Source organism: Achromobacter colocynthidis (assembly GCF_057334535.1).
This window is the reverse complement of record NZ_JBHFIZ010000025.1, coordinates 92,715-117,740: the sequence shown is the minus strand read 5'-3', so window position 1 is coordinate 117,740 and position 25,026 is coordinate 92,715. Positions and strand designations below refer to the sequence as shown.

Annotated in this window: 25 protein-coding genes, 1 tRNA gene and 1 pseudogene; 15 read left to right on the top strand and 12 right to left on the bottom strand. The window is 61.4% G+C overall.

Annotated features, from left to right (window positions below; translation table 11 throughout):
- Positions 1-75: 75 nt before the first annotated feature.
- Genes ACE04A_RS11410 through ACE04A_RS11390 form a run of 5 tightly spaced genes read right to left on the bottom strand, consistent with a single transcriptional unit; the run spans position 76 to position 6,085 of the window.
- A complete protein-coding gene (locus ACE04A_RS11410) occupies positions 76-732 on the bottom strand; it encodes a response regulator transcription factor (RefSeq protein ID WP_485820128.1) in 657 nt (218 codons plus the stop codon).
- Between the two features lie 19 nt (positions 733-751).
- Positions 752-2,173 carry an HlyD family type I secretion periplasmic adaptor subunit gene (locus ACE04A_RS11405; RefSeq protein ID WP_259249195.1) on the bottom strand — a complete coding sequence of 474 codons (1,422 nt, stop codon included), beginning with the start codon at positions 2,171-2,173 and terminating at the stop codon, positions 752-754.
- A 7-nt stretch (positions 2,174-2,180) separates the two neighbouring features.
- Positions 2,181-4,346: a type I secretion system permease/ATPase gene (locus ACE04A_RS11400; protein ID WP_424917758.1), complete on the bottom strand. Its 2,166-nt coding sequence runs from the start codon at positions 4,344-4,346 to the stop codon at positions 2,181-2,183.
- Entirely contained in the window at positions 4,330-4,542 is a 213-nt protein-coding gene (locus tag ACE04A_RS11395; RefSeq protein ID WP_006218695.1) for a hypothetical protein, read from the bottom strand. The genes ACE04A_RS11400 and ACE04A_RS11395 overlap by 17 nt, the downstream gene beginning before the upstream one ends.
- 25 nt (positions 4,543-4,567) lie before the next feature.
- On the bottom strand, positions 4,568-6,085 hold the full coding sequence (locus ACE04A_RS11390) for a TolC family outer membrane protein (protein ID WP_259249193.1): 1,518 nt from the start codon (positions 6,083-6,085) through the stop codon (positions 4,568-4,570).
- A 517-nt stretch (positions 6,086-6,602) separates the two neighbouring features.
- Here ACE04A_RS11390 and leuC point away from each other — a divergent pair.
- The 9 genes from leuC (at position 6,603) to ACE04A_RS11345 (ending at position 16,224) form a co-directional block, all read left to right on the top strand.
- Entirely contained in the window at positions 6,603-8,006 is a 1,404-nt protein-coding gene (leuC, locus tag ACE04A_RS11385; protein ID WP_259249192.1) for a 3-isopropylmalate dehydratase large subunit, read from the top strand.
- A 26-nt stretch (positions 8,007-8,032) separates the two neighbouring features.
- Positions 8,033-8,683, top strand: a complete 651-nt coding sequence (leuD, locus tag ACE04A_RS11380) for a 3-isopropylmalate dehydratase small subunit (protein WP_448719183.1) — start codon at positions 8,033-8,035, stop codon at positions 8,681-8,683.
- A gap of 29 nt (positions 8,684-8,712) precedes the next feature.
- Positions 8,713-9,789, top strand: a complete 1,077-nt coding sequence (gene leuB / locus ACE04A_RS11375) for a 3-isopropylmalate dehydrogenase (RefSeq protein WP_259249191.1) — start codon at positions 8,713-8,715, stop codon at positions 9,787-9,789.
- 235 nt (positions 9,790-10,024) lie between these two features.
- A complete protein-coding gene (gene asd / locus ACE04A_RS11370; RefSeq protein ID WP_259249190.1) occupies positions 10,025-11,155 on the top strand; it encodes an aspartate-semialdehyde dehydrogenase in 1,131 nt (376 codons plus the stop codon).
- Between the two features lie 344 nt (positions 11,156-11,499).
- Entirely contained in the window at positions 11,500-13,311 is a 1,812-nt protein-coding gene (locus ACE04A_RS11365; protein ID WP_448719182.1) for a type IV pilus assembly protein FimV, read from the top strand.
- Between the two features lie 3 nt (positions 13,312-13,314).
- On the top strand, positions 13,315-14,124 hold the full coding sequence (gene truA, locus ACE04A_RS11360) for a tRNA pseudouridine(38-40) synthase TruA (RefSeq protein ID WP_259249188.1): 810 nt from the start codon (positions 13,315-13,317) through the stop codon (positions 14,122-14,124).
- 67 nt (positions 14,125-14,191) lie between these two features.
- On the top strand, positions 14,192-15,286 hold the full coding sequence (locus ACE04A_RS11355; protein ID WP_448719193.1) for a TRAP transporter substrate-binding protein: 1,095 nt from the start codon (positions 14,192-14,194) through the stop codon (positions 15,284-15,286).
- Positions 15,287-15,347: 61 nt separating this feature from the next.
- Positions 15,348-16,010: a phosphoribosylanthranilate isomerase gene (locus ACE04A_RS11350; RefSeq protein WP_448719181.1), complete on the top strand. Its 663-nt coding sequence runs from the start codon at positions 15,348-15,350 to the stop codon at positions 16,008-16,010.
- Between the two features lie 137 nt (positions 16,011-16,147).
- Positions 16,148-16,224, top strand: a tRNA-Val gene (locus ACE04A_RS11345).
- A 164-nt stretch (positions 16,225-16,388) separates the two neighbouring features.
- Here the strand turns inward: ACE04A_RS11345 and ACE04A_RS11340 are convergent.
- The gene (locus ACE04A_RS11340; RefSeq protein ID WP_448719180.1) at positions 16,389-18,410 is read right to left on the bottom strand and encodes a tyrosine-type recombinase/integrase; all 2,022 of its coding nucleotides are present in this window, start codon (positions 18,408-18,410) and stop codon (positions 16,389-16,391) included.
- 222 nt (positions 18,411-18,632) lie between these two features.
- On the opposite strand from ACE04A_RS11340, the gene ACE04A_RS11335 reads away from it, so the two are divergent.
- From ACE04A_RS11335 to ACE04A_RS11325, 3 genes are read left to right on the top strand one after another with little or no spacing between them, the layout of a single operon-like run.
- Entirely contained in the window at positions 18,633-18,872 is a 240-nt protein-coding gene (locus ACE04A_RS11335) for a hypothetical protein (RefSeq protein WP_485820127.1), read from the top strand.
- Positions 18,869-19,096 carry a gp53-like domain-containing protein gene (locus ACE04A_RS11330; RefSeq protein ID WP_448719179.1) on the top strand — a complete coding sequence of 76 codons (228 nt, stop codon included), beginning with the start codon at positions 18,869-18,871 and terminating at the stop codon, positions 19,094-19,096. The genes ACE04A_RS11335 and ACE04A_RS11330 overlap by 4 nt, the downstream gene beginning before the upstream one ends.
- An 11-nt stretch (positions 19,097-19,107) precedes the next feature.
- Positions 19,108-19,527 (top strand): tail fiber assembly protein, encoded by a 420-nt coding sequence (locus ACE04A_RS11325; protein ID WP_448719178.1) that lies wholly within the window; start codon positions 19,108-19,110, stop codon positions 19,525-19,527.
- 7 nt (positions 19,528-19,534) lie between these two features.
- Here ACE04A_RS11325 and ACE04A_RS11320 read toward each other — a convergent pair whose 3' ends face one another.
- Positions 19,535-20,626 carry an acyltransferase family protein gene (locus tag ACE04A_RS11320; protein WP_448719177.1) on the bottom strand — a complete coding sequence of 364 codons (1,092 nt, stop codon included), beginning with the start codon at positions 20,624-20,626 and terminating at the stop codon, positions 19,535-19,537.
- A gap of 98 nt (positions 20,627-20,724) precedes the next feature.
- Between ACE04A_RS11320 and ACE04A_RS11315 the strand changes: the two genes are divergently transcribed.
- Genes ACE04A_RS11315 through ACE04A_RS11305 form a run of 3 tightly spaced genes read left to right on the top strand, consistent with a single transcriptional unit; the run spans position 20,725 to position 21,862 of the window.
- Positions 20,725-21,015 (top strand): phage holin family protein, encoded by a 291-nt coding sequence (locus ACE04A_RS11315; protein WP_448719176.1) that lies wholly within the window; start codon positions 20,725-20,727, stop codon positions 21,013-21,015.
- Positions 21,012-21,419: a M15 family metallopeptidase gene (locus ACE04A_RS11310; RefSeq protein ID WP_485820126.1), complete on the top strand. Its 408-nt coding sequence runs from the start codon at positions 21,012-21,014 to the stop codon at positions 21,417-21,419. Before ACE04A_RS11315 ends, ACE04A_RS11310 begins: the two co-directional genes overlap by 4 nt.
- Complete coding sequence (locus ACE04A_RS11305) at positions 21,416-21,862, top strand: hypothetical protein (protein WP_448719174.1); 447 nt, start codon at positions 21,416-21,418, stop codon at positions 21,860-21,862. Before ACE04A_RS11310 ends, ACE04A_RS11305 begins: the two co-directional genes overlap by 4 nt.
- A 180-nt stretch (positions 21,863-22,042) precedes the next feature.
- Here ACE04A_RS11305 and ACE04A_RS11300 read toward each other — a convergent pair whose 3' ends face one another.
- The 5 genes and pseudogenes from ACE04A_RS11300 to ACE04A_RS11280 all read right to left on the bottom strand — a co-directional run bounded on the left by ACE04A_RS11300 (position 22,043) and on the right by ACE04A_RS11280 (position 24,269).
- Entirely contained in the window at positions 22,043-22,165 is a 123-nt protein-coding gene (locus ACE04A_RS11300) for a hypothetical protein (RefSeq protein ID WP_448719173.1), read from the bottom strand.
- A 189-nt stretch (positions 22,166-22,354) separates the two neighbouring features.
- A complete protein-coding gene (locus ACE04A_RS11295) occupies positions 22,355-22,705 on the bottom strand; it encodes a hypothetical protein (protein ID WP_448719172.1) in 351 nt (116 codons plus the stop codon).
- A gap of 57 nt (positions 22,706-22,762) precedes the next feature.
- Positions 22,763-23,071 carry a BrnT family toxin gene (locus ACE04A_RS11290; RefSeq protein ID WP_448719171.1) on the bottom strand — a complete coding sequence of 103 codons (309 nt, stop codon included), beginning with the start codon at positions 23,069-23,071 and terminating at the stop codon, positions 22,763-22,765.
- A 192-nt stretch (positions 23,072-23,263) separates the two neighbouring features.
- Positions 23,264-23,392, bottom strand: a complete 129-nt coding sequence (locus ACE04A_RS11285; protein WP_448719170.1) for a hypothetical protein — start codon at positions 23,390-23,392, stop codon at positions 23,264-23,266.
- Between the two features lie 211 nt (positions 23,393-23,603).
- Positions 23,604-24,269: pseudogene (locus ACE04A_RS11280) on the bottom strand (SOS response-associated peptidase).
- Positions 24,270-25,026: the final 757 nt, after the last annotated feature.

Here is a 25,026-nt window from a genome sequence, read left to right as displayed (position 1 = left end):
GTTTCAGGGAGTTATCCAAGATGGCCAGATACTAAAGAGCGCCGCGTCGGCGCGATATTGTCCTCAAGGACAGGTTCAGGAAGGTATTTTGCTGCGCATGTCGGCCGGGGCCGAAATGCCGTGGACCAGCAAGGCGAGCTGAAGGCGGTCAGACACCTTGAGCTTCTCGAAAACGGCGGACAGATGGGCCTTGACCGTGCGTTCGGTAATGCCCAGCGCTTCGGCGATCTGGGCATTGGCCTGGCCGCTGGCGGCGTATCGGGCCACCGTGGTCTCGCGTTCGGTCAACACGCCGTCATCCCAGGAATACGAGTCCTGGGCGCGTTCCGTCACCAGCTTCAATAGGCGCGCCACCAAAGAACGGCCCATCCAGATCCCACCGGACGAAACCACTTCCAGCGCTTGCGACAGGGCGGCGGCGGGCGCATAGCTGTGGCAGTAGCCGTGGGCGCCCGCGCCCCGCACTTGGGTGCCTTGTTCGTCGTTGGGGCTGGGGCTGGCCACCACCAGGTGCAGGCCGGCCACGGCAGGCGCCCAGATGGGGTCCTGCCAGGACGGCAAGCGCGGCACGTCGGTATCCAGCACGGCCAGCGTGCGGCCTTGCTCGCGCCAGCGTTGCAAGTCGGCCAGGCCGCGTCCGCGGGCAGCCAGCCAGCGCGTGGAATCCAGCGTGCGCCAGTGCTGCCAGAGCAGGTCGTCGTGCGTAATCAACAAGACGGGAACAGGTTTCATAAAGCCTTCCAGCTCTCCTTTAACGTTCGGTGAAGGCGTTCGCCTTGGCACGCAAAATCGGCTTGAGCAGGTACTGCAACACGGTGCGTTTACCTGTCAGGATATGAACCTCTGCCACCATCCCGGGGATGATGGGCAATAGCTTGTCGCCCACCGTGCTGCGGTCCGTGCGGACGCGCACCACGTAATAGGAATTGCCTTTCTCGTCGGTGACGGTGTCAGCGCCGATCTGTTCAACCTTGCCTTCCAGGCCGCCATAGATGGCGAAGTCGTAGGCGGTGAACTTCACTTCCGCCTTCTGGTCAGCGTGCAGGAAGCCGATGTCGCGCGGCTGGATACGCACTTCCAGCAGCAGCGTGTCGTCCTTGGGCACGATTTCGATGATGTCCTTGCCCGGCTGCACCACGCCGCCAACCGTGTTGTTGAACAGCGTCTTGATGGTGCCGGCCAGGGGCGCGCGGACTTCCGCCAGCTTCACGCGGTCGGCCAATGCCAGCTTGCCCTGGCGCAGCGTGGCCAGCTTGGTGTTGGTTTCCGACAGTTCGCTACGCGCCTGGTTGCGAATATTGAGCTCGGATTCTTCAAGCTTGCTTTGCGCTTCCTTGATGGACGCCTGGAAGCGGTCGATCTGCGCTTCGGCGCCTTTCTGCTCGCCGCAATAGCGCGCCACATCGCGCTGCAAACGCAGCAGGTCCACTTCAGACACGGCGCCGCTCTTGAGCAGCGGCCGCGTCACCTGCAGTTCCCGCGACGTCAGGCTGCAACTGGCCGAGGCCTGGTCGCGCTTGGCGATGGTCTCGCGCAAGTCTTCTTCGCGCTGCTTGAGCTGTTCGCGCGCCACGTTGATGGTGGCGTTCAGCTCGGTGTTGCGCGCCAGGTAGGCGTTGCGTTCCATTTCGACCAGGCCGGGGGCTTGCTTGAGCACCTCTTCCGGGGCAACAAACGGTTCGCCGGTGGCCAGCGCATTCAGGCGGGCGGACCTGGCCAGCAACGACAGGTATTCGGCGTTGTTCTCGCCGAGCGAGGACGCAAAGCGCGTGGAATCAATCTTCAGCAGCGTCTGGCCAGCTTGCACTTCCTGGCCCGGGCGGACCAGGATTTCCTCGACGATGCCGCCGTCCAGGCTTTGGATGATCTGCACTTGGCGCGACGGCACGACCTTGCCTTCGCCCCGCACGACTTCGTCAATGCTGCCGGTTGCCGCCCAGACGATCAGCAGGAATGTTGCCAGCAGCGCCACCCACAGCAGCACGCGCGAACTGCGGGCCTGCGATTCGTGGATGACCCATTCGGCGTTGCCGACATAGTCGGAACGCTTTTCCCGATTGCCCTTGTCGGCGCCGTCCAGCAGCCGATCGAAGAAGAATACGAAGATGTTGCGCAGCTTGCGCCACAAGCCGCCGAACAGGCCGTGCTTGATTTCTCCAGGGTTATTCTGCATGGCGCCCTTAGCTCCCGCGTCCAACGCGTCCTTGACGCAGTGCCTCGACAACCTGCTCCTTAGGACCGTCCGCCACGATGTGGCCGTTGTCGATCACGATCAGGCGATCGACCAGGTCCAGCAGCGCGGTGCGGTGCGTGACCAGCAGGATGGTCTTGGTGGCGCTGGCCTCGCCCAGGCGCTTGCGCAATTGGGCTTCGCTTTGGTGGTCCATGTTGCTGCTGGGTTCGTCCAGCAGCAGAATCGGCGGGTCGTTGATCAACGCGCGCGCCACCGCCACGGACTGGCGTTGGCCACCCGACAGCGATTCGCCGCGTTCGCCGATCACCATGTCAAAGCCGTTGGGGTGCAGGTTGGCAAAGTCGGTAACGCCGGCCAGATTGGCGGCCGCCAGGATGCTGGCGTCGTCGGCATAGGGCGCGCCCATGGCCAGGTTGTGCTTCAGGCTGCCGTAGAACAGCGTCGGATCCTGCGGCACATGGCCGATGGCGCGGCGCACGTCGGCCGGGTCGATCTGGCGTACGTCCACGCCGTCCAGCAGCACGGCGCCTTCGGTGGGCTGATACAGCGCCAGCGCCAGCTTTTCCAGCGTGGTCTTGCCGGAACCGATGCGGCCGATGATGCCGACCTTTTCGCCAGGCTTGAGCTTGAACGACACCTTTTTCAGCACCGGCTGGGTGCTGCCGGGGTAGGTGAAGGTGACGTCGCGGAATTCCAGACCGCCATGGAAAACGGGGCGATGCAGGAACTCGGCTTCGGCCGGGCGCTCGATCGGCAGCTTCATGTAGTTGTCGATGGAACCCAGCGATGTGCGCGCGTTCTGGTACTGCATCAACAGCCCCGCCACCTGGCCCAGCGGCGCCAGGCAGCGGCTGGCGATCATGGATGCGGCGATGATGCCGCCCATTGACATCGCGGATTCCTGCGCTTGGTAAACGCCAATGATCACAACGGCGATCGACACCATTTGCTGCACGGCCTGCACAAAGCCCACCGTGGACGACGAAATCAGCTTGAGCTTGCCGCCGGTTTGCGCGATGAACTCGGTGGCGCGTTCCCAGTTGCGCTGGACGGAGCCTTGCGCGTTCAGCGTTTTCACGGCCTCCAGGCCGGTCAGCGCTTCCACCAGCGTCGCGTTGCGCTGCGAACTGGCCTGGAAGCTGGCCATGGTCAGCGCCTCCATGCGGGCTTGCGCGGCAAAAGACACCAGCAGAATCAACACGATGGCAACCAGCGGCGGCAGGATCATCCACGGGGAAATCCAGGCCAGCGCGGCCAGGAACAGCAGGATGAAGGGCAGGTCGACCAGCGTGGTGATCGTGGCCGATGCAATGAAGTCGCGGATGGACTCGAACGAACGCAGGTTGGCCGCGAAAGACCCCACCGACACCGGGCGGCCCTCCAGGCGCAAGTCCAGCACCCGCTCCATGATCTGCGCGGACAGGCGCACGTCGACCCGCTTGCTGGCGCTGTCCACCACATGCGAGCGCGCCGTCGACAAGATCATGTTGAAGATGATCACCAGCGTGATGCCGATGGCCAGCACCCACAGCGTTTCAACCGCGTTGTTGGGTACCACGCGGTCGTACACGTTCATCGTGAACAAGGGCATGGCCATGGCGAAGATATTGATCAGCAGCGCGGCGACCAGCGCGTCGCGGTACAGGCGCCGGTTTTCCATGACTGCGGCCCAAAACCAATGGCGCTCGCGCACTTTGGCGACTTCCGGCGCACGGGCGTCGAAGCGGAACTGCGGGCGTACAAAGCACACCAGGCCGGTGTACTGCGCGGCCAGGGCTTCGGGCGTCATCTCGACGGAACTGCCGCCCAGCTCGGGGTGGCTGACCAGGTACTTGCCGTCTTCTTTCTTCAGCAGCAGGCAGGCGCGTTCGCCTTGCAGCAGCAGGATGGCGGGCAAGAGGTCCTGGGAAATGCTGTCCAGCGTGCGCTTGACCACGCGCGCGGAAAGTTGGGCGCGCGCCGCGGCGCGCGGAAGCAGGGCAGGGGTCAGGCGGTGCTCTTCCAGCGGCAAGCCGGAAGACAAGGCCTGGGCCGTGGCCGTCACGCCATGCAGGCGCGTGATTTCAACCAGGCAATCCAAGAGCGGGTCATCGTGCGCCGCGCGAGCGTCGGTGCGCCATTCCCGAGCCGCCGATTCAGATAACTTGTCCATCTTCGTCATCCAGGAGGTCGAGGTGTTCCGAGAGGCGCGCGCGTTGCTGCTTGCGCTGTGAAAGCTTCTGCTGTGCCTGAATAGGCAGGTCCGTCATGCGCAAGGTGCCATTGGCGATCAAGGCGTCGATCAGGTCTTCCAGAACGCGGACAAAGTCCGCGTCCAACTGCGAAAATTCGTTGCCCTGGGGCGTCATATGGCCTCCTTGCGTCCTACCGCCATTACGGCTTGGCGTTGGATACGTTCAGCGGCACGAGCGTGGGCGGCAACGTGCCTTCGTTGTATTGAACGCGCACCGGAGCCAGGCGGGCAGAGTCGGGAACCGTCGAGTTGCAAAGCTTGATCACTTCGTCGGTTACCTCCAGCTTGCCGTTTTCCTCGGGCATCTCGTTGCGCGCGGGTTGCAGCGTCAGGGCGGGCAGCAGCGTGTGCGACAGCGCCAGCCAGCGATACTGCGCAAGCTTGAGGTCATACAGACCGTTGGTCAATGCGCGGCGTGACTCAAACAGCTCGTTCTCGGTGTCCAGCAAGTCCAGCAGCGAACGCTGGCCAATCTGGAACTGTTGGCGATACGCATCGCGCACCTTGGTGGTGGCCACTTCGTGGTCACGCAGGAAGGGCAGCTTCTGGCTCAGGCTGGTGATGTTGTTCCAGGCCACGGCCAAGTCTTGCTGCACGTTGCGGCAGGTGTAGTCGCGGATGTCGCGTGCGGCGTAGGACTGTGCGGCCGTCTGGCGCACGCGGGCCGAGTCGGCGCCGCCGCGGTACAGGTTGTAGCTCATCACTACCTGAACGCTGGAGCTCTGGATGTCGCGGTTTTCGGGGGTGGGGTCATTCTGGTCACGGCCCGAAGACGCCACGAATTCAAACTTGGGCGAAAAAGCGCCCTTGGACGAGGCGACACCCGCTTGCGCGGCTTGCAGCCCGGCCTGCTTGGACAGGAAGCTGGGGTTGCGGCGCAGCGACTCGTTGAAGTCACCCGGCTTGACGGGCAGCTTGCCGGTGACGTCGGGCGGCGGTTGCATGGCTTCAGGCGGGAAGGCGCCGGTCACGCGCTGGAAGCGCTGTTGCACGTCCAGCAAATTTGCAGTCTCGGTCATCAGGTTTGTCTGAGCCAGGGACAAGCGACCACCAGCCTGTTCAAGGTCGACCCGGCGGCCAACGCCCGATTCCGTACGTTCGCCGATTTGCTTCAGCGTTTCTTCGTGCAGCGAATAATTCTGGCGCGCCAACAGTTCCATGTCGCGATAGCGCTGCAGGTCAATGTAGGCCTGCACCGCCGCGAAGGCCGTGTTGTCGCTGGTGGCCAGCACATCATAGAAGCGGGCCAGTTTATCGAAACCGGCTTGCTTGACGTCGTTGCTAGTGCGGAAGCCGTCGAAAATCAATTGGCGCAGTTCAACGGTGTAGCCCGGACGGCTCCAGCGTTGTGAGCCCACGTCGGGCACGTTGCTGCGATATTCCCGGCCCAGGTAACCCTGCGCGTTGATCTGCGGGAAGAACGCGGCACGGGCAACCGACTGGCCTTCCAAAGACGCCTGGAAGTCGTGGTACTTCGCCTGGATCTCCGGATTGCTGAGCAGGGTCTGCTCCACAATCTGATTCAGCGTCACTGCGGGTGCGCTGGCAGAGGGCACAGCGGCAGGGGGGGCAGCGGGCGCGGAAGTTTGGGCAAATGCAGCGGGAACAAAGGCCAGGGCAAAAATCGTAGTCGTGCGTTTGAGCAAAAACGAAGCCATAGTGATTATTCGCGGGTCAGGTTGGGATGAATGGCCGCCATGTTGTATGTAAATGTCATATTCGACTAGTCAAGATTTGTTAAGTCTTGGTATTTAACAAACAGCGGTCCATAACTTATCGTCGCGCAACATCACGTAATTTGACTGAATTTGCACGAACTACGCAGGTTTGTTTTGCTATCGCGTTTATTAATACGGTTTATTGCGCATTATTTCGAAAGCTATGTGTCCTGAGTGAAACGGGATTATATCGGCTTGATAATTGTGTATCTATTTTATTTACATCTATTGTGTGGTTGATTAACTTCATTCACCCACCAAAAGTGTGAGACCGCACAGGGCTGAAGGGAGACGTAGCAGCGCATCATGGTAGTGGTGGTACTAGTATGTATCGTGCGCTTGTACTAGGTTTGGAGCGTGGGCATAATTCATTCATGCCGCAGTGGCCGGCGCGGGAGCGATTTGCTTTTCAACCGCGTGAGGCTCAAGCCGGATTGTCTATTTGCAGAGCGCATCCATGGCCCAAACCCTTTACGACAAACTCTGGGACGCCCACATCGTCCACCAGGAATCAGACGGCACCTGTCTGCTCTATATCGATCGCCACCTGGTGCATGAAGTCACCAGCCCCCAGGCGTTCGAAGGCCTGGCCATCGCCGGGCGCAAGCCGTGGCGCACGGGCGCCAATCTGGCGGTAGCGGACCACAACGTGCCGACGCTGAATCGCGCCCAAGGCATCGACGACCCCATCTCGCGCCTGCAAGTGGATACGCTGGACGCCAACTGCGAGAAATACGGCATCACCGAATTCCGCATGAATGACCTGCGTCAGGGCATCGTGCACGTGATCGGACCCGAGCAAGGCGCAACGCTGCCTGGCATGACTGTCGTCTGTGGTGATTCGCATACCAGCACGCACGGCGCGCTGGGCGCCTTGGCCTTTGGCATCGGCACGTCCGAGGTCGAGCACGTGCTGGCGACCCAGACGCTGCTGATGAAGAAAGCCAAGAGCATGCTGATCAAGGTCGACGGCGACTTGCCTTTCGGCTGTACGGCCAAGGACGTGGTCCTGCACATCATCGGCATCATCGGTACGGCGGGCGGCACGGGCCATGCCATTGAGTTCGCCGGCAGCACGATCCGCGCGCTGTCCGTGGAAGGGCGCATGACGGTGTGCAACATGGCCATCGAAGCTGGCGCCCGTTCGGGCATGGTCGCGGTGGACGACAAGACCGTCGACTACTTCCGTGGCCGCCCCTTCGCGCCCTCGGGCGTGGTGTGGGACCAGGCCGTCAAGTACTGGCGCACCCTGCACACCGATGACGGCGCCAAGTTCGACACGGTGGTGGAAGTGAACGCGCGCGACATCAAGCCGCAAGTTACCTGGGGCACCTCGCCTGAAATGGTGCTGCCGGTGGATTCCCGTGTGCCGGACCCCGACCGCGAGAAAGACGACGTGCGCCGCAGCGGCATGGAGCGCGCCTTGCAATACATGGGCCTGAAGCCCAACACGCCTTTGACCGACATTCGCGTCGACCGCGTGTTCATTGGTTCGTGCACCAACTCGCGCATTGAAGACCTGCGCGCGGCGGCTGCCGTGGCGCGCGGCAAGCGTGTGGCGTCCAACGTGCGTCAGGCGATGGTTGTGCCGGGTTCCGGCCTGGTCAAGCAGCAGGCGGAACGCGAAGGCCTGGACAAGATCTTCATCGAAGCCGGTTTTGAATGGCGCGAACCGGGCTGCTCGATGTGCCTGGCCATGAACGCCGACCGCCTTGAGCCCGGCGAACGCTGCGCCTCCACGTCGAACCGAAACTTCGAGGGCCGGCAAGGCCAGGGTGGGCGTACCCACCTGGTCAGCCCCGCCATGGCAGCAGCCGCCGCCGTGGCCGGCCATTTCGTCGACGTCCGCACGTTCCGTTAAGCGATCACGCACCGAGTACCGACATCATGCAAGCATTTACCACTCACGAAGGCCTGGTGGCTCCGCTCGACCGCGAAAACGTCGACACGGACCTCATCATCCCGAAGCAGTTCCTCAAGTCGATCCAGCGCACCGGTTTCGGCCCCAACCTGTTTGACGAGCTGCGTTACCTGGACCACGGCGAACCCGGCATGGACAACAGCAAGCGTCCGCTGAACCCGGACTTCCTGCTGAACCAGCCGCGCTACCAAGGCGCATCGATCCTGTTGGCGCGCAAGAATTTCGGCTGCGGCTCCAGCCGCGAGCACGCGCCCTGGGCGCTGACGCAGTTCGGCTTTCGCGCCATCATCGCGCCGTCGTATGCCGACATCTTCTTCAACAACAGCTTCAAGAACGGCCTGCTGCCGATCGTGCTGTCCGAATTGGAAGTGGCCCGCCTGTTCGACGAAGTCAAAGCCTTCCCGAACTACAAGCTGCAAATCGACCTGGACCGCCAGGTGGTGATTGCCGCGGACGGCCGCGCCATGGGCTTCGACATCGAACCTTTCCGCAAATACTGTTTGCTGAACGGCTTTGACGACATCGGCCTGACGCTGCGCCATTCCGACAAGATCCGCGCCTTCGAGGCCGAACGCCTGGCCCGCCACCCGTGGCTGGAAAGCCGTCCCATCGCCTGAACCCATACTGATCACAGGATCGCATTTAAATGACCCACAACATCGCAGTCTTGCCGGGTGACGGCATTGGACCGGAAATCGTCGAGCAGGCCGTGCGCGTGCTCAAGGCGCTGGACGTTTCCTTCGACATCAAACAAGCCCCCGTGGGCGGCGCCGCGTTCGACCAGTTCGAGCACCCGCTGCCGCCGGCCACGCTGAACCTGGCCAAGGAATCGGATGCCGTGCTGTTTGGCGCCGTGGGCGACTGGAAGTACGACAGTCTGCCGCGCGAATTCCGCCCGGAACAGGCCATTTTGGGCCTGCGCAAGGCGCTGGGCCTGTTCGCCAACCTGCGTCCCGCCATTCTGTATCCCGAGCTGGCCAGCGCTTCGTCACTGAAGCCCGAGATCGTGTCCGGCCTGGATATCCTGATCATCCGCGAACTGACTGGTGACATCTATTTCGGCACGCCGCGCGGCGTTCGGTCGTCGCCCGACGGCGTGTTCGCCGGTGAACGCGAAGGCTACGACACCATGCGTTACGCCGAATCCGAAGTGCGCCGCATTGCGCGCATCGGCTTCGAATCGGCCCAGAAGCGCAACAAGAAGCTGTGCAGCGTGGACAAGGCCAACGTGCTGGAAACCTCGCAATTCTGGCGCGACATCGTCATCGAAGTGGCACGCGAGTATCCGGACGTCGAGCTGTCGCACATGTATGTCGACAACGCCGCGATGCAGTTGGTGCGCAACCCGCGCCAGTTTGACGTGATCGTCACCGGCAACCTGTTCGGCGACATCCTGTCGGACGAAGCGGCCATGCTCACGGGTTCGATCGGCATGTTGCCGTCGGCCTCGCTGAACGCGGGCGGCCAGGGCTTGTACGAGCCCAGCCACGGTTCGGCGCCGGACATCGCGGGCCAGGGCATCGCCAACCCCTTGGCGACGATCTTGTCGGCCGCCATGTTGTTGCGCTATTCGCTGAATCTGGCTCCGCAAGCCGACCGCATTGAAGCCGCCGTGCGCCGCGTGCTGGCTGACGGCCTGCGTACCGCCGATATTTTCGAGCCGGGCACGACGAAAGTCAGCACGGCAGGCATGGGCGACGCAGTACTGAAAGCCTTGGCCTGAATACCTGGCAAGGGGTAGCGCCCTTGCGGCGCGCGCCCCGTTTTTTTGAAGGGCCGCCTGCGTAGCGGCCCTTTTTTCGACCGTGTTGCGACGGCGCCGCGAAAGGGGTTTTCAAGGCTTTCGACCCCCATTATTTCTAGCTGCACCGCAACATCCCTCCGTGCATTCTGATAAATTGTTGAATTGCACGCCTTTTTCACCTGGACCTTGTCTCCACCTTTATAGAGCGATTGAAATGAATCAAGCAGTAGGCCTTATCGGCTGGCGCGGAATGGTCGGCTCGGTGCTCATGCAACGCATGCGCGACGAGAACGACTTCGCACTGATCGAACCGGTGTTCTTTTCCACCAGCAATGCTGGCGGCGCCGCGCCCACGTGGGCCGAAGGCGCGGGCCCCTTGCAAAATGCCTACGACATTGACGCTCTGAAAAAACTGCCGATTATTCTGACGGCGCAAGGCGGCGACTACACGTCCGAGGTCTATCCCAAGCTGCGCGGCGCGGGCTGGAACGGCATCTGGATCGATGCGGCCAGCACTCTGCGCATGGCTGATGACGCCATCATCGTGCTGGACCCGGTCAACCGCCCGGTCATCGACGCAGCGCTCAAGCGCGGCGTGCGCAACTTCATCGGCGGCAACTGCACGGTCAGCTGCATGCTGATGGGCCTGGCCGGCCTGTTCAACAACGACCTGGTGGAATGGATGAGCTCCATGACGTACCAGGCCGCTTCCGGCGGTGGCGCGCAGCACATGCGTGAACTGCTGACCCAGTTCGGCGAGATCAACCAGGCCGTCAAGCCCTTGCTGGACGACCCCGCGTCGGCCATTTTGGAGATCGACCGTGGCGTGCTGGCCAAGCAGAAAGATGCCGCGCTGCCCCACGAACACTTCGGCGTGCCGCTGGGCGGCAACCTGATTCCCTGGATCGACAAGGATCTGGGCGACGGGATGTCGAAGGAAGAGTGGAAGGCCGAAGTCGAAACCAACAAGATCCTGGGCCGCGGCGCTGCGTTCGGTACGCCCGCCACCCCGATCGACGGCCTGTGCGTGCGTATCGGCGCAATGCGCTGCCACAGCCAGGCGCTGACCATCAAGCTCAAGCGCGATGTGCCGCTGGACGAGATCGAAGCGTTGATCGCGCAGGGCACGCAGTGGGCCAAGGTGGTGCCGAACACCAAGGAAGCCACCGTTTCCGCGCTGACCCCGGTGGCTGTCACCGGCACGCTGGACATTCCGGTTGGCCGTCTGCGCAAGCTGTCGATGGGTTCGCAGTACCTGGGTGCGTTCACGGTGGGCGACCAGCTGCTGTGGGGCGCCGCCGAACCGTTGCGCCGTATGCTGCGCATCGCGCTGGCCGAAGCCTGATATCCCATCGCGGGCGCCTGGCAAAGGCGCCTGCTGGGTCGTCAAGACAAGCAGGGGCACCTTCGGGTGCCCTTGACGTTTGCGCAATCGTAGTGAGGGTGTGGCGGATGTGCTCGAGAGCCAACGCCTACGCGCCTTTCAGGTTTGTGAAATGGGCATCATCCATTACACTTTTCCCGTGAATTGAGGCCTGTTCCCGCCTATCTGCCGCGAGACCAGCGCTAGCCCGTAATTCGACTACAAGAACGGAATTCCAGCTTATGACCCAGCGTTCGCGCCATGTGAAGCATGCCCGCCGTTTGAAAGCCCTTCAATGGGCAATCGCTTTGGCGATAGGGTCGAGCATGTGCAGTTCGGCGCTGGCCATGCGGGTCGGGCATTCCCGCGTGGTGTCGGTGCCGGGCGCGCCGTTGCAGGCGGTCGTGGGGTTGCAGGAACTGACGCCTGATGAAGTGTCGTCGCTGAAGGTGTCGGTGGCTGACGAAGCTGCTTGGCAGCGCGCCGGCCTGAAGCCGCCAGTGCCGCTGGCCAGCATGGTGGTCCGCGTTGAAGACGGCATGGACGGCACGCGCAAGAATCTTCGCGTCCGGGCGACACAGCCTCCCGCAAGTGGCGCGGTCGACCTGCTGTTGGACATCAGTTCCAGTTCGGGGCAGCGCCAGGTACAGGTCAGCATTCTGGTGCCGCTGCGCGGCACGGGCGCTGATGTGACGCCGGCTGCGGTGGGCGGCACGGGGCGCGCGGCTGCCAGCGTGAATGTGAAGCGTGGTGATCACCTGTTCGCCATCGCACAACGCAACAAGGTGCCGAACGCCTCGGTATATCAGATGTTGGTGGCGTTGTGGCGCGCCAACCCCGAAGCGTTCATTCAGAACAATATGAACCTGGTCCGCGCAGGCCAGACCTTGAAGATTCCGGATGCGGCAACGGTCAGGGCGATTGACCCGGCCGAGGCACTCCGCATCTTCAATGAACATGCCGAGGCGTTTGCCAGGTATCGCGGCCGAATCGGCGCCGCTGCCAGCGCCAATCCGTCAGTGGTCAAGGGGCAGGATGCGGCGTCGGGTACCGTGGCGCAGCCGGGCGACACCGGTGTGGCCAGCGCCGCGCCGCCACAAGACCGAGTGCGCCTGTCCACGGGGCTGGCAACGGATAGCCCCGCCGCGCGAGCCGATGCGCAGGCGGATGCCAGGACATCGAATGAACGCGCGATGAAGGACGTCGAAGGTCGCGTGAATCAGCTGCAAAGCAATGTCGACGAATTGAACAAAGCCGTGGCGCAACAGGGCGCAGCGGGAACGCCAGGTGCAGCAGGCACTCCGGGCGCAGCAGGTACACCGGGCGCAACAGGCACTCCAGGTGTAGCAGGCACTCCGGGTGCAGCAGGCACTTCGGGCGCAGCAGGCACTCCGGGTGCAGCAGGCACTTCGGGTGCAGCAGGCACTCCGGGCGCAACAGGCACTCCAGGTGTAGCAGGCACTCCGGGTGCAGCAGGCACTTCGGGCGCAGCAGGCACTCCGGGTGCAGCAGGCACTCCGGGCGCAGCAGGCACATCGGGCGCAGCAGCTACATCGGGTGCAGCAGGCACACCGGCAGGCACACCGGGTGCAGCAGGCACACCGGGTGCAGCAGGCACACCGGGCGCAGCAGGCACTCCGGGTGCAGCGGGCACACCGGGTGCAGCAGGCACTCCGGGTGCAGCAGGCACATCGGGCGCAGCAGGCACATCGGGCGCAGCAGGTACATCGGGGGCAGCAGGCACACCGGGTGCAACAGGCACACCAGGTGTAGCAGCCACCCCTGGCGCATCAGGCAGTTCCAGTGCGGCTGGCTCGCCCGGCGCGTCCACCACCGACAACGCGACAGGCGGCGCTTCCGCCAACAATACAAAGGACGCAACGTCAAACATGCCCAGCTGGCTGGCCGACAACCTTCTCGTCATCGTCACCGCCTTGCTGGCGCTGATCGCATTCGTTATTGCATGGCTGCTGCGCCGAGCCGGCGCGCGTCGCGATGACGACGACGAGGACACTTACGCTTATAACGAGCCGGCGCTGGACACGGCAGCGCTGAACCGCAAGCTCGATACGATCAATCTCGACCTGGATGAACCGCCCACGGACGAACCGCGCCGAGTCAGCGGTCCTCGGGTTTGAATGATGTCTAGAGTTGCATTGGGGCTGGCGTATGACGGCTCCGCTTGGCAGGGTTGGCAGACACAGCCGCATCGGCAAACGGTGCAGGACACACTGGAGTCTGCCTTGGCAAGATTCTGTGGTGTGAAAGAAGCCGTGCCCACCATATGCGCCGGCCGCACCGATACCGGTGTGCATGGCGCCATGCAGGTGGTCCACCTGGACACCGCGTTGGATCGGCGCATGGAATCCTGGGTGCGGGGCGTGAACGCGTTTCTACCGCCCAGCGTGTCTGTGCAATGGGCGCAAGAAGTGTCAGACGAGTTTCATGCGCGTTTCTCCGCGCGCGCCCGCACCTATGTGTACCTGCTGTGGCGTGGCCGCGTGCGGCCGGCCCTGTGGGCGGGGCGGGCGGGCTGGTGTTTTCAACCGCTGGATGTGGACGCCATGCGTGCCGCAGCGCAGGCCCTGGTGGGCGAACACGACTTTTCAAGCTTTCGTTCTTCGCAATGCCAGGCCAAGCACCCGGTGCGGCATATGCACCGGCTTGAGATCGCGGAGCGCGGGCCGTTTCTGGTGTTTACCTTGAAGGCCAATGCGTTCCTGCATCACATGGTGCGCAACATCATGGGCGCGCTGCTGCAGGTGGGGCAGGGTAGGGAATCGGTAGAGTGGATGGCGCAGTTGCTGTCCTGGCGCGATCGCACGCAAGGCGCGCCCACCTTTTCGCCGGACGGCCTGTACTTGTCCGCCATTGACTATCCGGCGGAGTTCGGTTTGGAAGAACTGGATGGTGGCGCGCTGTTGTTGTCGCCATTCACGCAATCTTATTGAACAGACGTTGTGAAAAGACGTTGTCGTGGACGACGCCTTAATCGCGCTTATCAGGGGGGATTTCGCCATGCAGCGCCGCGCGTTTTTGAAGCAGGCCGCCTTGGGCGCCGCGGGGTCCGCCACGATCGCCGCACCGGCCTTTGCGCAAGATGCGCCGACGATCGCGTGGCGGCTGGCATCCAGTTTTCCGAATGAATCGCCCACGTTGTTCGCGGGCGCCGAAGACGTTGCGCGGTATGTCGCCGAGGTCACCGACGGCCGCTTCACCATCGAGATTTTTCCGGCGGGTGATCTCGTCCAACCCGGCCAGGTGCTTGAAGCCGTGCAGCATCGCGTGGTGGACTGCGGCCATACGGCGTCGACCCGTTACTTTGATGTTGATCCCGCGCTTAGCTTTGATGCCGGCGTTCCCTTCGGCTTGAACACGCGGCAGATGAATGCCTGGATGAGCGAGGGCGAAGGCCTGGCGCTGACGCGGGTGCTGTTCGACAAGTACAACATCATGAACTTCCCCTGCGGCTACACGGGTGCGCAGATGGGTGGGTGGTTTCGCGGCGAGATCAAAACCGTGGACGACCTGCGCGGGCTGAAGGTGAAGGCGGGCGGCTTTGCGCGCCATGTCCTGTCGCGCCTGGGTGCCACGCCGGTGGATGTGCCGGTGGCGGAATTCTATGCCGCGTTGGAGCAGGGGACGGTCGACGCGGTGGCGTGGATCGGGCCGTACGACGATGAGAACCTGGCGCTGTATAAAGTCGCGCGCAATTATTATTTTCCGGGCTGGTGGGCCGGTACCTTGCAGCTATCGCTGTACGTGAATCAAAGCGCCTACGATGAGCTTCCCAAGCCATTCCAGTCGGCTTTGGCCTTGGCGTGCCGCATGGCAACCGCCAACGTGATCGCCAAGTACGACGCCGGTAATCCCGACGCGCTGCGAAGGCTGGTGTCCAAGGGGGCGCAGCTGAAGGCGTTTCCCAAGCCGGTGCTGCAAGCATGCTATGAGGCGTCGATGGCGGCTTACAAGGAATTGAGCGCCAAAGATCCCATGTTCAAAAAGCTCTACGACAGCATGACCGCCTTCCGCAACAAAGAGGTGCCGTGGTTTCGCGTCGCCGAGGGCAGCTTTGATTCCTTGATCTCCTCGGTGGGCCAGCCCGGCACCTGAATGCCGCTGGCGCACCCGATATACTGATACGCCGCGTCCCGTTGGGCGACAGGTAAATGCCATGCGCACACGCATCAAAATCTGCGGATTGACCCGCGAACAAGACATCGAGGCCGCTGTTTCCGCCGGCGTCGATGCGATCGGATTCGTCTTCTACCCCAAGAGCAAACGTTGCCTGACGGCGACGCGCGCCGCGCAGTTGCGCCGCACCGTACCGGCGTTTGTCGACGTTGTGGCCTTGTTCGTGAATCCGGATCCGTCTGAGGTACAAGCGGTGCTGGACGAGGTGGAACCTGAATTGCTGCAGTTCCACGGCGACGAGTCACCGCAGGATTGCGGCCGCTACAGCCATCGCTTTCTACGCGCCTTCCGCGCGGGCGCGCCCGGCCTGGACACGGCTGAAAACCTGGCCACGTACTGCCGGGCTTTCGGCGAAGCGGCGGGCTGGCTGTTCGACAGCTACAGCGCCGGTTACGGCGGCAGCGGCCATGGTTTTGACTACAGCTTGCTGGACGAGGTGCGCGCGGATCCCGTGTCGCGTCCCTTGATCTTGTCGGGTGGTTTGAACGGCGATAACGTCGGCCAGGCAATCGAGCGGGTCAGGCCTTGGGGGGTCGATGTAAGCAGCGGCGTTGAGCTTGAGCAAGGAATAAAAAGTTCTGATAGAATCTCGGTCTTCGTTGATGCAGCACATGCTGCGGACGCGAAATTGAAGAGAAAGTAGTGCGGTGATGTGGGCAGAAAAATGCTCACAGCTATGGCAGCGAAAGCAAAGCCATTACCACGCAACGAACATAGCAAAAAATCGATTATGACGATTTGCACAGTTCAAAAAAGCACTATATAATTCTTCTTCTTTGCAGGCGGTTAGCTCAGTTGGTTAGAGCGCCACGTTGACATCGTGGAGGTCGTTGGTTCGAACCCAATACCGCCTACCAGATTCCTGCAAAGCAGTGCCCAGCACTGCTCCGAAAGCCGCACAAGTCTATGACTTTGCGGCTTTTTTGCATTTTGCCCGCCAATTGCCGCCAAGGGGTGCCAGCAGATTTAAGGGTATGAATGAGGGTAGGGCTGAAACGGATAAGGGTAGGCCCCCAATTCCTCATTTCCCGGCGTTGGTCGCGCAGCTATCAAGATAATCCGACCACCATTGCATTAACTGCCGGCGCTCGTCCAGATACTCCGCGTGGTTATAAGCGCGGCGGACCATATTGCGTTCCTTGTGCGCGAGCTGGCGTTCGATCACTTCCGCGCGCGCACCGCTTCGCTCGTTCATGATGGTCGACGCCAGGCCGCGAAAGCCATGGCCTGTCTGCTCGCCCTCAAAGCCCAGGATCTTGAGCGCCTTGTTTATGGTCTCGGCGCTCATGGGCGTGTTGGCCGGATCCCGCAACCCTGGAAACAGCAGCCGATAACGCCCCGTGTACTGGCCCAACTCTGTCAGCAGCGCCAGGACCTGGCGCGACAACGGGATGACGTGGTCAGCGCCAGTTTCTTTGGCGATCAACGTCCCTTTCATTCGGCCGGCCGGAATCCGCCACAGCGCGTCCTCGGTGTGAAACTCGGTCCAAGCGGCCCAGCGCAGTTCGTTGGTGCGCGGGAAGGTGTGCATCATGATCTGCATGGCGATGCGCGTCTCGGGCCGGCCGTGGTAGTTCCTCACTCGGGTGATCAACTTGCCCAGGCTTGCCTCATCGACATGCGGGAAGTGCTTCACCGGGGCTCGCGGGTCGAGGAAGCGCTTTAGCCCTTGGGTCGGATCAGCCGGCGCGCGGCCGGTGCCCACCGCGTACTGGAAGACCATGCTGGTGGCGCTGATGAACCGATCTGCCATATCGGGCGCCCCGCGGGCCTCAATGCGCTTCGCAGCATCCAAGACCATTTTGCCGGGGATCTCGTCCACCGCGTGTGTGCCGAAATAGGGATAGGCGTCGTTCTTGAGCGTGTTTGAGATCCGCGCGTGATACCCATCACTCCATGCCGGGCGCCGAAGCTTGAGCAATTCCGCTACGACCGCCTGGAACTGGCGGTCGGCCGCCGCCTTCTGCGCCTGCGCATCTTCCTGCCGCTGGGCGACCGGGTCTTCACCTTGAGCGAGCAACTGATCGACGCGCGCGCGCTCGGCCCGGGCGCGAGTGAATGCATCGGAGGGCGCTGCCGGCGCGGCCTTGAGCGTGCCGAGCATCAGGACGGTGTCCATGCGACCATCAGCCACCAAGGCGTGCACCAAGCCGAGAACGTCGCTGCGGCCGGGCAGGTCCAGGTAGTCGAAACGGTCCAAGATGACGCAGCGCAGCCCGGAGATTTCGGCCAGGGCGGCGCCGACGAGAGCATCTACACGCCAGCGTTCGGATTCCGACAAAAGGCGGTAGGCGCGGCCACCGAACGTGATGACCATGTCGGCACCGATTTTGGGCACTCGCCAGCCGGCCAGGTCAGCGAGGTCGGCGAGCTTGTCGTTTACCGGCTGCAGCGCCTCGGCCACGATCTCACCCGGGATACCGTCGGGCGACAGGGCGTCGCCGATGGCAACGCAAGCCAGCACTTCCTGGTGGTACTGCGCGGCGTTCGCGGTGCGCTCGGTGGCGCTGGTTGCCGCCCGCTTGGCGTTAAGCAGGGTCTGGACGCGTTCGTCGATTGCCTTGCGTTCGGCGCGCAGCGCGGTGACCTTGGCGCGGACGGCCTCCACGTCGGCCGGCTGGATCGCGTCCGCTTCAGGCGTTCCTTGCAACTGTTCGGCCGCCGCCTCGGCCGCAGCGATGTCGCGCCGGTCGTTTTCGACGCTGCGCGCCATCAGATCACGGGCTTCGATGGCCTTGGGCAGGGCGGCCGATGCGTCGGGATCACCCTTGCCATCGATCGGACCGTACTGCTTCACATACTTGTCCAGCGATACTTCAGCTGCGTCGCGACCTTCGAAGCCGCCGCCCTGGGTGTTGATGACCTCCGGGGAGCAGAACAGCCAATCGGCCAGTTCATGGACAAGTCCTTCGCGCGGACCCGATCCGGCCTTGGCCTGAAGATCTTCCACACGCTCGGCCAGCTTGGCATGCTTAGCCTGGTCAAACTCCAGTTTCTGGCGCAGCGCTGGCAGTTGGGCGGTCTTGGCTTGGCGTGCCGCCAACTGGTCGCGGGCAGCCGCGTAGGTCGTAGCCTTTTGCTCCAGGGGCGCCCAGGGACTGCGCGGTCGCTTCCATACGGCTGTCCAGCGCGGCCAAGTCGGCGCGCGCCTTGTCCAACGCGCCCGGGTCGAACGGCGGGATATCCGCCTGCCAGCCTTCTGACGGCAAATCGAACGGTCACGCTGGGAACGCCGGGCACCATTTCGAGCGACACCACTAATGCCGTGCAGTCCACAAGCCATACCCACGCGCTAACGCTGCCGGATGCGGCAGCATCAACGGCTGGCATTCTCAAGCTTGCGACGGTTGCACAGTCGCAAGGGTTAATTGATGACGCGACGGCGCTGACACCGAAGAAGCTGGCTGACGCCTTTAAGGGTGCGAATCAGTCGCTGGTCACGAATGGATATCAAAAGCTGCCCGGCGGTCTGATTCTTCAATTCCTACTGCGCCGGCCACGGTGAACTCTTCGACAACCGCCACTTTCCCGTTTGCGTTACCGAATGCGTGTTTGAAGGCTATCGCCTCAGAGTCCAACTCATCGGCATGGTTTACCAACGATTTGACAGTCTATGGGGTGTTCAATCTGACCAGGACTTCTGTCGGCGTAACGGCTTACCGTTGGAATGGCAGCGGATTTGTCACCTATACGGGCGCGCTGGCTAACGTGATTGCAATTGGATATTGAAAGGATCTGATATGGAAATTCTCTACAGCGCCGCTTCTAAGGGCTTTTATTCCCGTGAGATCCATGGCGACAGTATGCCGAGCGACTGCTTGCCTATTGAAGGCGGCGTCCAAGAACACCAGCAGCTGCTTGAAGGGCAAGCGCAGGGAATGTTCATTGTGGCGGGCGAAGATGGGTATCCGAAGTTGGCTGAACCGCCGCCAGAGACCGCAGAGTCGGTACGAGCTCAAACACTCGCCGAACGTGACTTCCGCTTGTCTCAAGCTGCAATTCGAATCGCACCCCTGCAAGATGCGGTGGACATTGATGTTTCGACGGCAGAGGACAAGGCGCGGCTGCTTTCCTGGAAGAAGTACCGCGTTGCGCTTAACCGTATTGAGGAAGGCGAACGTTTCGCGCTTTCGGTAGATTGGCCGGCCCCCCCTCTGTGAATAATCATCAGACAACCGTCGTGAAGGATTTCGTCAGAGGTCGGCGCTCGACGCCATTTGCAAGTGCTCCGCCAAGCCGTTGGAAGGGGCGTTCGATCACATGGTAGGAGACAAAGGACGCTGCAAACAATGCGCCCACCATAAGCGTGGTGAACCCACCGTAAGCTTGCACGGAGGCGTAGGTCTCAGATGTCAGCGTCTTTGAATAGACCTCAATCCACCACGCGACAGGAAGGTAAAGCAGGTAGATGGAATACGTGTAGTCACCCAGCCATGCCACGCGCCGTGGAATGCGATCTTCGAAGAGCATGATTGACGCCATCAGAAGTGCGGCGGGGATCCCCCAAGCAATAAAACGGGGAAGTGGCATTCCAAGGGCATATACGAGAATTTCCATCCGAGGTACTGATGCGCCGGGGTCGCGGGGCCAGTCAGTGCCATGCGCTACCAGCATGAACAAGATGGCGCTTGAAATAAGCAACGGCACCCGCATGCTCTGGAGCTTTGACCAAGTCTCCTTATGGACGAATAGAGCCCCAAGTAGGATTCCCAAGGAAAACTCTACGATGATCGACCCGATGAAGTAAGTCGTATCGCCCAGCAGCAGAGACACTACGCCTAGACAGGCCACCAGAACAGCAACGCCTTTCATCTTCCATGGGAAGAGCAATGCAATGGTCGCCAAAAGGTAGAAATACATCTCGAAATTTAGTGTCCACCCGGCAGAAATTGGGGGGTCCCTAAACCCGACTTCTTGATAGATGGGCAGGAAGAGTAGCGGGCGCAGATAGTTGAGCACCGGCACTTGCCAATAGCTCATATAGAGCACCGTGGCGGCTATGTAGAGCGGCCAAATCCGAAATATTCGACGCGTCAAGAACGATGCGGCGGTGCGAATGCCTGGGGCCTTGTTGATAGTCGTCACATACATCAAGAATCCGCTGATGCAGAAAAATATATCTACGCCGATTGCGCCGCACATGAGGGCGTCACGCCCACAGTTAAGGGGGTTCAGCGTGGGAAGCGCCCATTTCGGGATGTGGGCTCCAAATACAAGGAGCGCTGCAACGACGCGCAAAAGCTGGACGCTATTTAGCATTTTGAATGGATGAATGTGAGTTGCGGCGATGTTAGCCGAAAGTACCTTTAATTTTTATGCCCGCCGAAGCGGGCTTTTTTTCGTCTTCAGGGGATGTTATGAACGATTGGGAAAGAACGCTTGCATGGCTGGCTGGCGTCGGAGCGTTGGTGGCAGTGGGCCGCGCACTGACGAACAAGGAGGCGATGTCATGGCGCGTAGTAGTCGGGCGCGTGATCCTCGGCAGTGCGCTGTCGATGGTTGTGACGCTGCTCTTGATTCCGTATCCGGATGCACCCATGCCCGTCTTGGTCGGGGCAGGCGCGGCCATGGGAATTTTGGGTGAGCAAGTTTTGGAGTTGGCGGTGCGCCGGCTCATCTCGTTCAAGCTGGGAGGTGACCCGAAATGAGCCAGTTCCGACTTTCGCAGCGCAGCCTGACACGCCTCATCGGTGTGCATCCCGACCTTGTCGAAGTCGTCAAACTTGCCATTCAGCGCACCACCGTCGATTTCATGGTGGTGGAGGGCGTCCGGCCGCTGGCGCAGCAGCGCGAGTACGTGACCAAGGGCGCCAGCCAAACGATGAGCAGCTACCACTTGCCGCAGGCCGACGGCTTCGGCCACGCCGTCGACCTGGCGCCGTTGGTGCGCGGCGCGATTCCCTGGAACGATTGGCAGGCTTTCGCCGACCTAGCCGACGTGGTCAAGGCATGCGCCGCAGAGCTTGGCGTGCCGGTGGAGTGGGGCGGCACCTGGAGGATGCGAGACGGTCCCCATTTCCAGATCCCGCGCGATTGGCGAGGCCGGCCATGACCGCCGCTGGCAGGCTTGCTCAAGCGCTGTCTGGGTGGAGAGGTTACGGGGCTGTGGCGCTGGTCGCTGCTGGGTTGGCCAGTGGCGCAGCGTGGACCGCGCAGGGCTGGCGCAAGGACGTTCACATCGCCGAATTGCAGCGCGATCAGCAGCAGACCAGGGCAGACACGAACGCAGCGGTATTAGACGCCATCAAGGGCGATATCAGCGCGATCGCGGGCGCGACAGCGCGCGCAGCGGCCGACGCCGGCGCACTTCCGAGGCAGGTGAGCGAAATCACAAAGGCACTGAAAAATGCGAAACCTCTTCTTGCTGGCTGCCGCCCTGATGATGTCCGGGTGCGCAGTCTCACCGACGCAGTACGTGCCGCGCGAGGTACCGCCTCTGGACAGCAGCCTGGCCGAGCCATGCCCGCTGATCCCGGACCCGCCGCGAAACCCTGACAGCTACGACGACTGGCAGGTTTGGGCGCAGGAGCAGGTGCTAGTGCTCTGGGGGATCTGCGCGTCGCGGCACCGGGAGACGGTGCGGGCCTGGCCGAGCACTTAGCGCTCAGCCCTCGATTGATCTTTGATAAACAAAAAGCCCCCGACCGGAGTCAGGGGCTTTGGGGTACCGGCTTGTTAGTTGGCTTTTTTCTTGCGCAACACAATCCGGAACGGCCGACCGTCCGGGCGACGGATAACACGCCCCTTGACGGTGATGGTCATACGATAGATGACCTCTTCGGTGTCGCTCGGGTGCATATTGATGCTCCTAAACGCCGTCCCAACATCTACCTTGACATTGACAGCCGGCTTGGCGACCGACTACGATGCAATTTCTACCTTGCAGTCAAGGTGCGTTGCCCATGGGACCTTTGGACTTTCGCACTTATTAAGGGCCCCTTTGCGTTGGCGCGCTACGGGGCCCTATCTCATTCTACTGTTGACCGCTCACGCGGCCTGTCGGGTTAGGTGCTGCTCGGCTTCTGGCTCTGCGCTCGCCTGCTCATGCTTTAGGCGGGAGGCGTAGTCAGCGAGGAGGATATTCATCTCTCCTTGCGCAAAGCGGTTGAGGGCTTCGCGCATCAACGGCTGGTAGCCCATGCCATGGATGCGCGCAATTAGCTTGAAATTGTTGATCAGCGACTTCGGAAGGCGGATAGAGATCGACTGCAGGCCAATTGCGTCTTCGATCTCAGCGGTTTTCTCTTTGGACACGACTCGAGCAGTGTCCGGGTTTTCACCCAGATCACCGGAATCCCACGCCGCTTCCGTACCGGGGATTTTTTGAGCGTCAGTCATTGCGACTCCTAGTTCTGTTTTCACGTTCTTTCTGTTCACTACACTGCTAAATTGCTGCTAACCCGCGGCGTCCCTTTTTTGCTCATACAGAGCAATGGACTTTTCGTTGGCGTCGTAAGCAGACTTCACATAAACGTTGCCGTTTTCGAAGACGAAACACACCTTCAACAGGCGGCCTTTGTCCGTTTCGGCAACAAACCATTCGGTCGGATATCCAGAGTCAGTTGCATGTTCCTCCTCAGTGTCCTCGACGTAGGGGCCATCTCGATTGAGAAAGCACTGGTGGACTTCGATCTCGCGCACTTGATGCTTGGTCTCAAGCTTATGCCGGATCTCGGGTACGATCACGATGTTATTGAGTAGCATTTTTTTTGTATATACAGAGACAGAGAGGACAGTGTATATACAAAGTGCGGCGTACGCAAATTTTTTTCGGGCAGTTGTTTGGATGTTGCATTGATGTTGTAACTACCCGTCGAAGTCCGGTGACTGGGATTGCATAGCCTTGATTCGGCCGCGGGTGCTGGCTGATTAAGGTGTACGTATCATCGTCGTCAATCATCGCGGCGCAATGCCCTTGCGCAGCTTGTTGGCAGCTTCCGTCCGATCCTGGGTATCCCGGTCGCATTCAGCCATGCACGGCTCTACCGCCAGGCGCCCCAGCAGCTCGTCGTAGATATCGCTCATCAGGCCGGTGGGCCGCTTCAGGTCATTCGTACCTGATGCCAGCGCAGGAATTCCGAGCGCATCCGCTTGACCTCCCATAGCAGGGCGATTACATAGGGGTTCCAGGGCTGACGCTCGCGGATGGCCCTGAGGTCGGCATGGGTCGAGGGGCTTTGAAGGGCATAGTGGAAAATACTGTTGTAATATCCAGTGCATTCCAGCTAAATCGGGGTCACTTCATCGGCGTTGCGACCAGCTTGTCGGCGGGGAAGGGCACAAGGAATTCGCGGGTTGCCTCGGCCGGCGCAGTCAGCCAGTCGCTGTAAGCGCCCTCTGGCAGGATGACGACCATGCGCTTTTCCTACCCGGCCTGGTGGTAGTCCCTGAACAGGGGATCCTCGTCCGCGTTGATGGTCAGCATGGTGTAGCTTTCCTGCAGCTGGCCGGCGGCTTCGCGCCACCGATCCCAGAGGCCGGCAATCCCCAGCGGCGCGCCGTCGGCCCGGGTGAAGCGCGTCGCCACCGCGGCGCCGGATCTCCAATCGGGCTCGAAGATGGCGTCGGCCGGGATGATGCAATGCTGCCCGCGGCGCCAGGCGTTCCCGAAGGTGAAGGACTTGGGTGCAGTCTCGCTGCGGGCGTTGAACGTCGACAGCTTGCCGGCCTTGTCCAGGCCGTCGGCCTTCGTCATCGCACTGATCAGGCCCCATCGGCCAACCACCGCTTCGCGTTCCGGCACTGCCTCGTCGCCCGCATCATGTTCCACCGGCCGGCGCACGAAGACGCCCTGGTAGCGCGGCCACATGTCGTACTTGCTGATGGCGGTTGGCTTCTCGCGCACGCCAAACTTCTTGAGCCGCAGCTCGGCGTCTTTGAGTGTTTGATAGTGGCTGCACATGGAGCTCTCCAAGGAGAAGCCCAGTATAGGGCGGGTCGTCGACAGCAATAGCGGGCGCGATCCTCAGTGTGAGAGGCGGAGGTAGGGTAGCGTTAAATTGTCCAATTCCGACTCGTGTGCGACAAGCCAACCGATCGACGATAGCCAAGGATTCTCTCGTTCCAGTTCCTTGCGGCTCTTTGCTAGGTTGGGACTTAGGCGGAACCTCCAACAAATAAAAGTGCCTCGACGATGGAGCTGAAGCTCAGCTTCCTCTTCGGGTGGGGGATCAGAGGCTGTAAGTTCGGGAATTAGGCTGAATAAATGGGAGCTTACCGCCTCCAGATGTGAGTCGATTGCCCCATCGGAGAACAAGAAACGAGCTTGGGCCTGCAATTGCCTGAAACTGGACATCAACGGAAAGGAAAACCAACCCGCACTCTTGGCTTCTGATATCAGCGTGGAGAGCTCACGATAAGTTTGTAGTCGCTTCTCGAACATGTCGTACTTCAACTTGTTGCGAGCCGTTCTGGCTCCCTGGAGAGCGATGTAGGCAGCTACCAGCCCAATAAGGGGGGTGCCGAAAGCTTGGATCCATGCCGCCGGAGGTGAGGAGAAGAGCCAAGCAATGAACGCGTCCACTTCATTCCTTTTTGATAGAAAAATCTGAGAGATGGTGGGTACTGTATGGCCTACTGGATATTGGACGCTGTCTAATATTTCGTCCAAAACACACCAATGAAAAAAGCCCCCAGTTACGTGGAGGCCTTTGAATTCT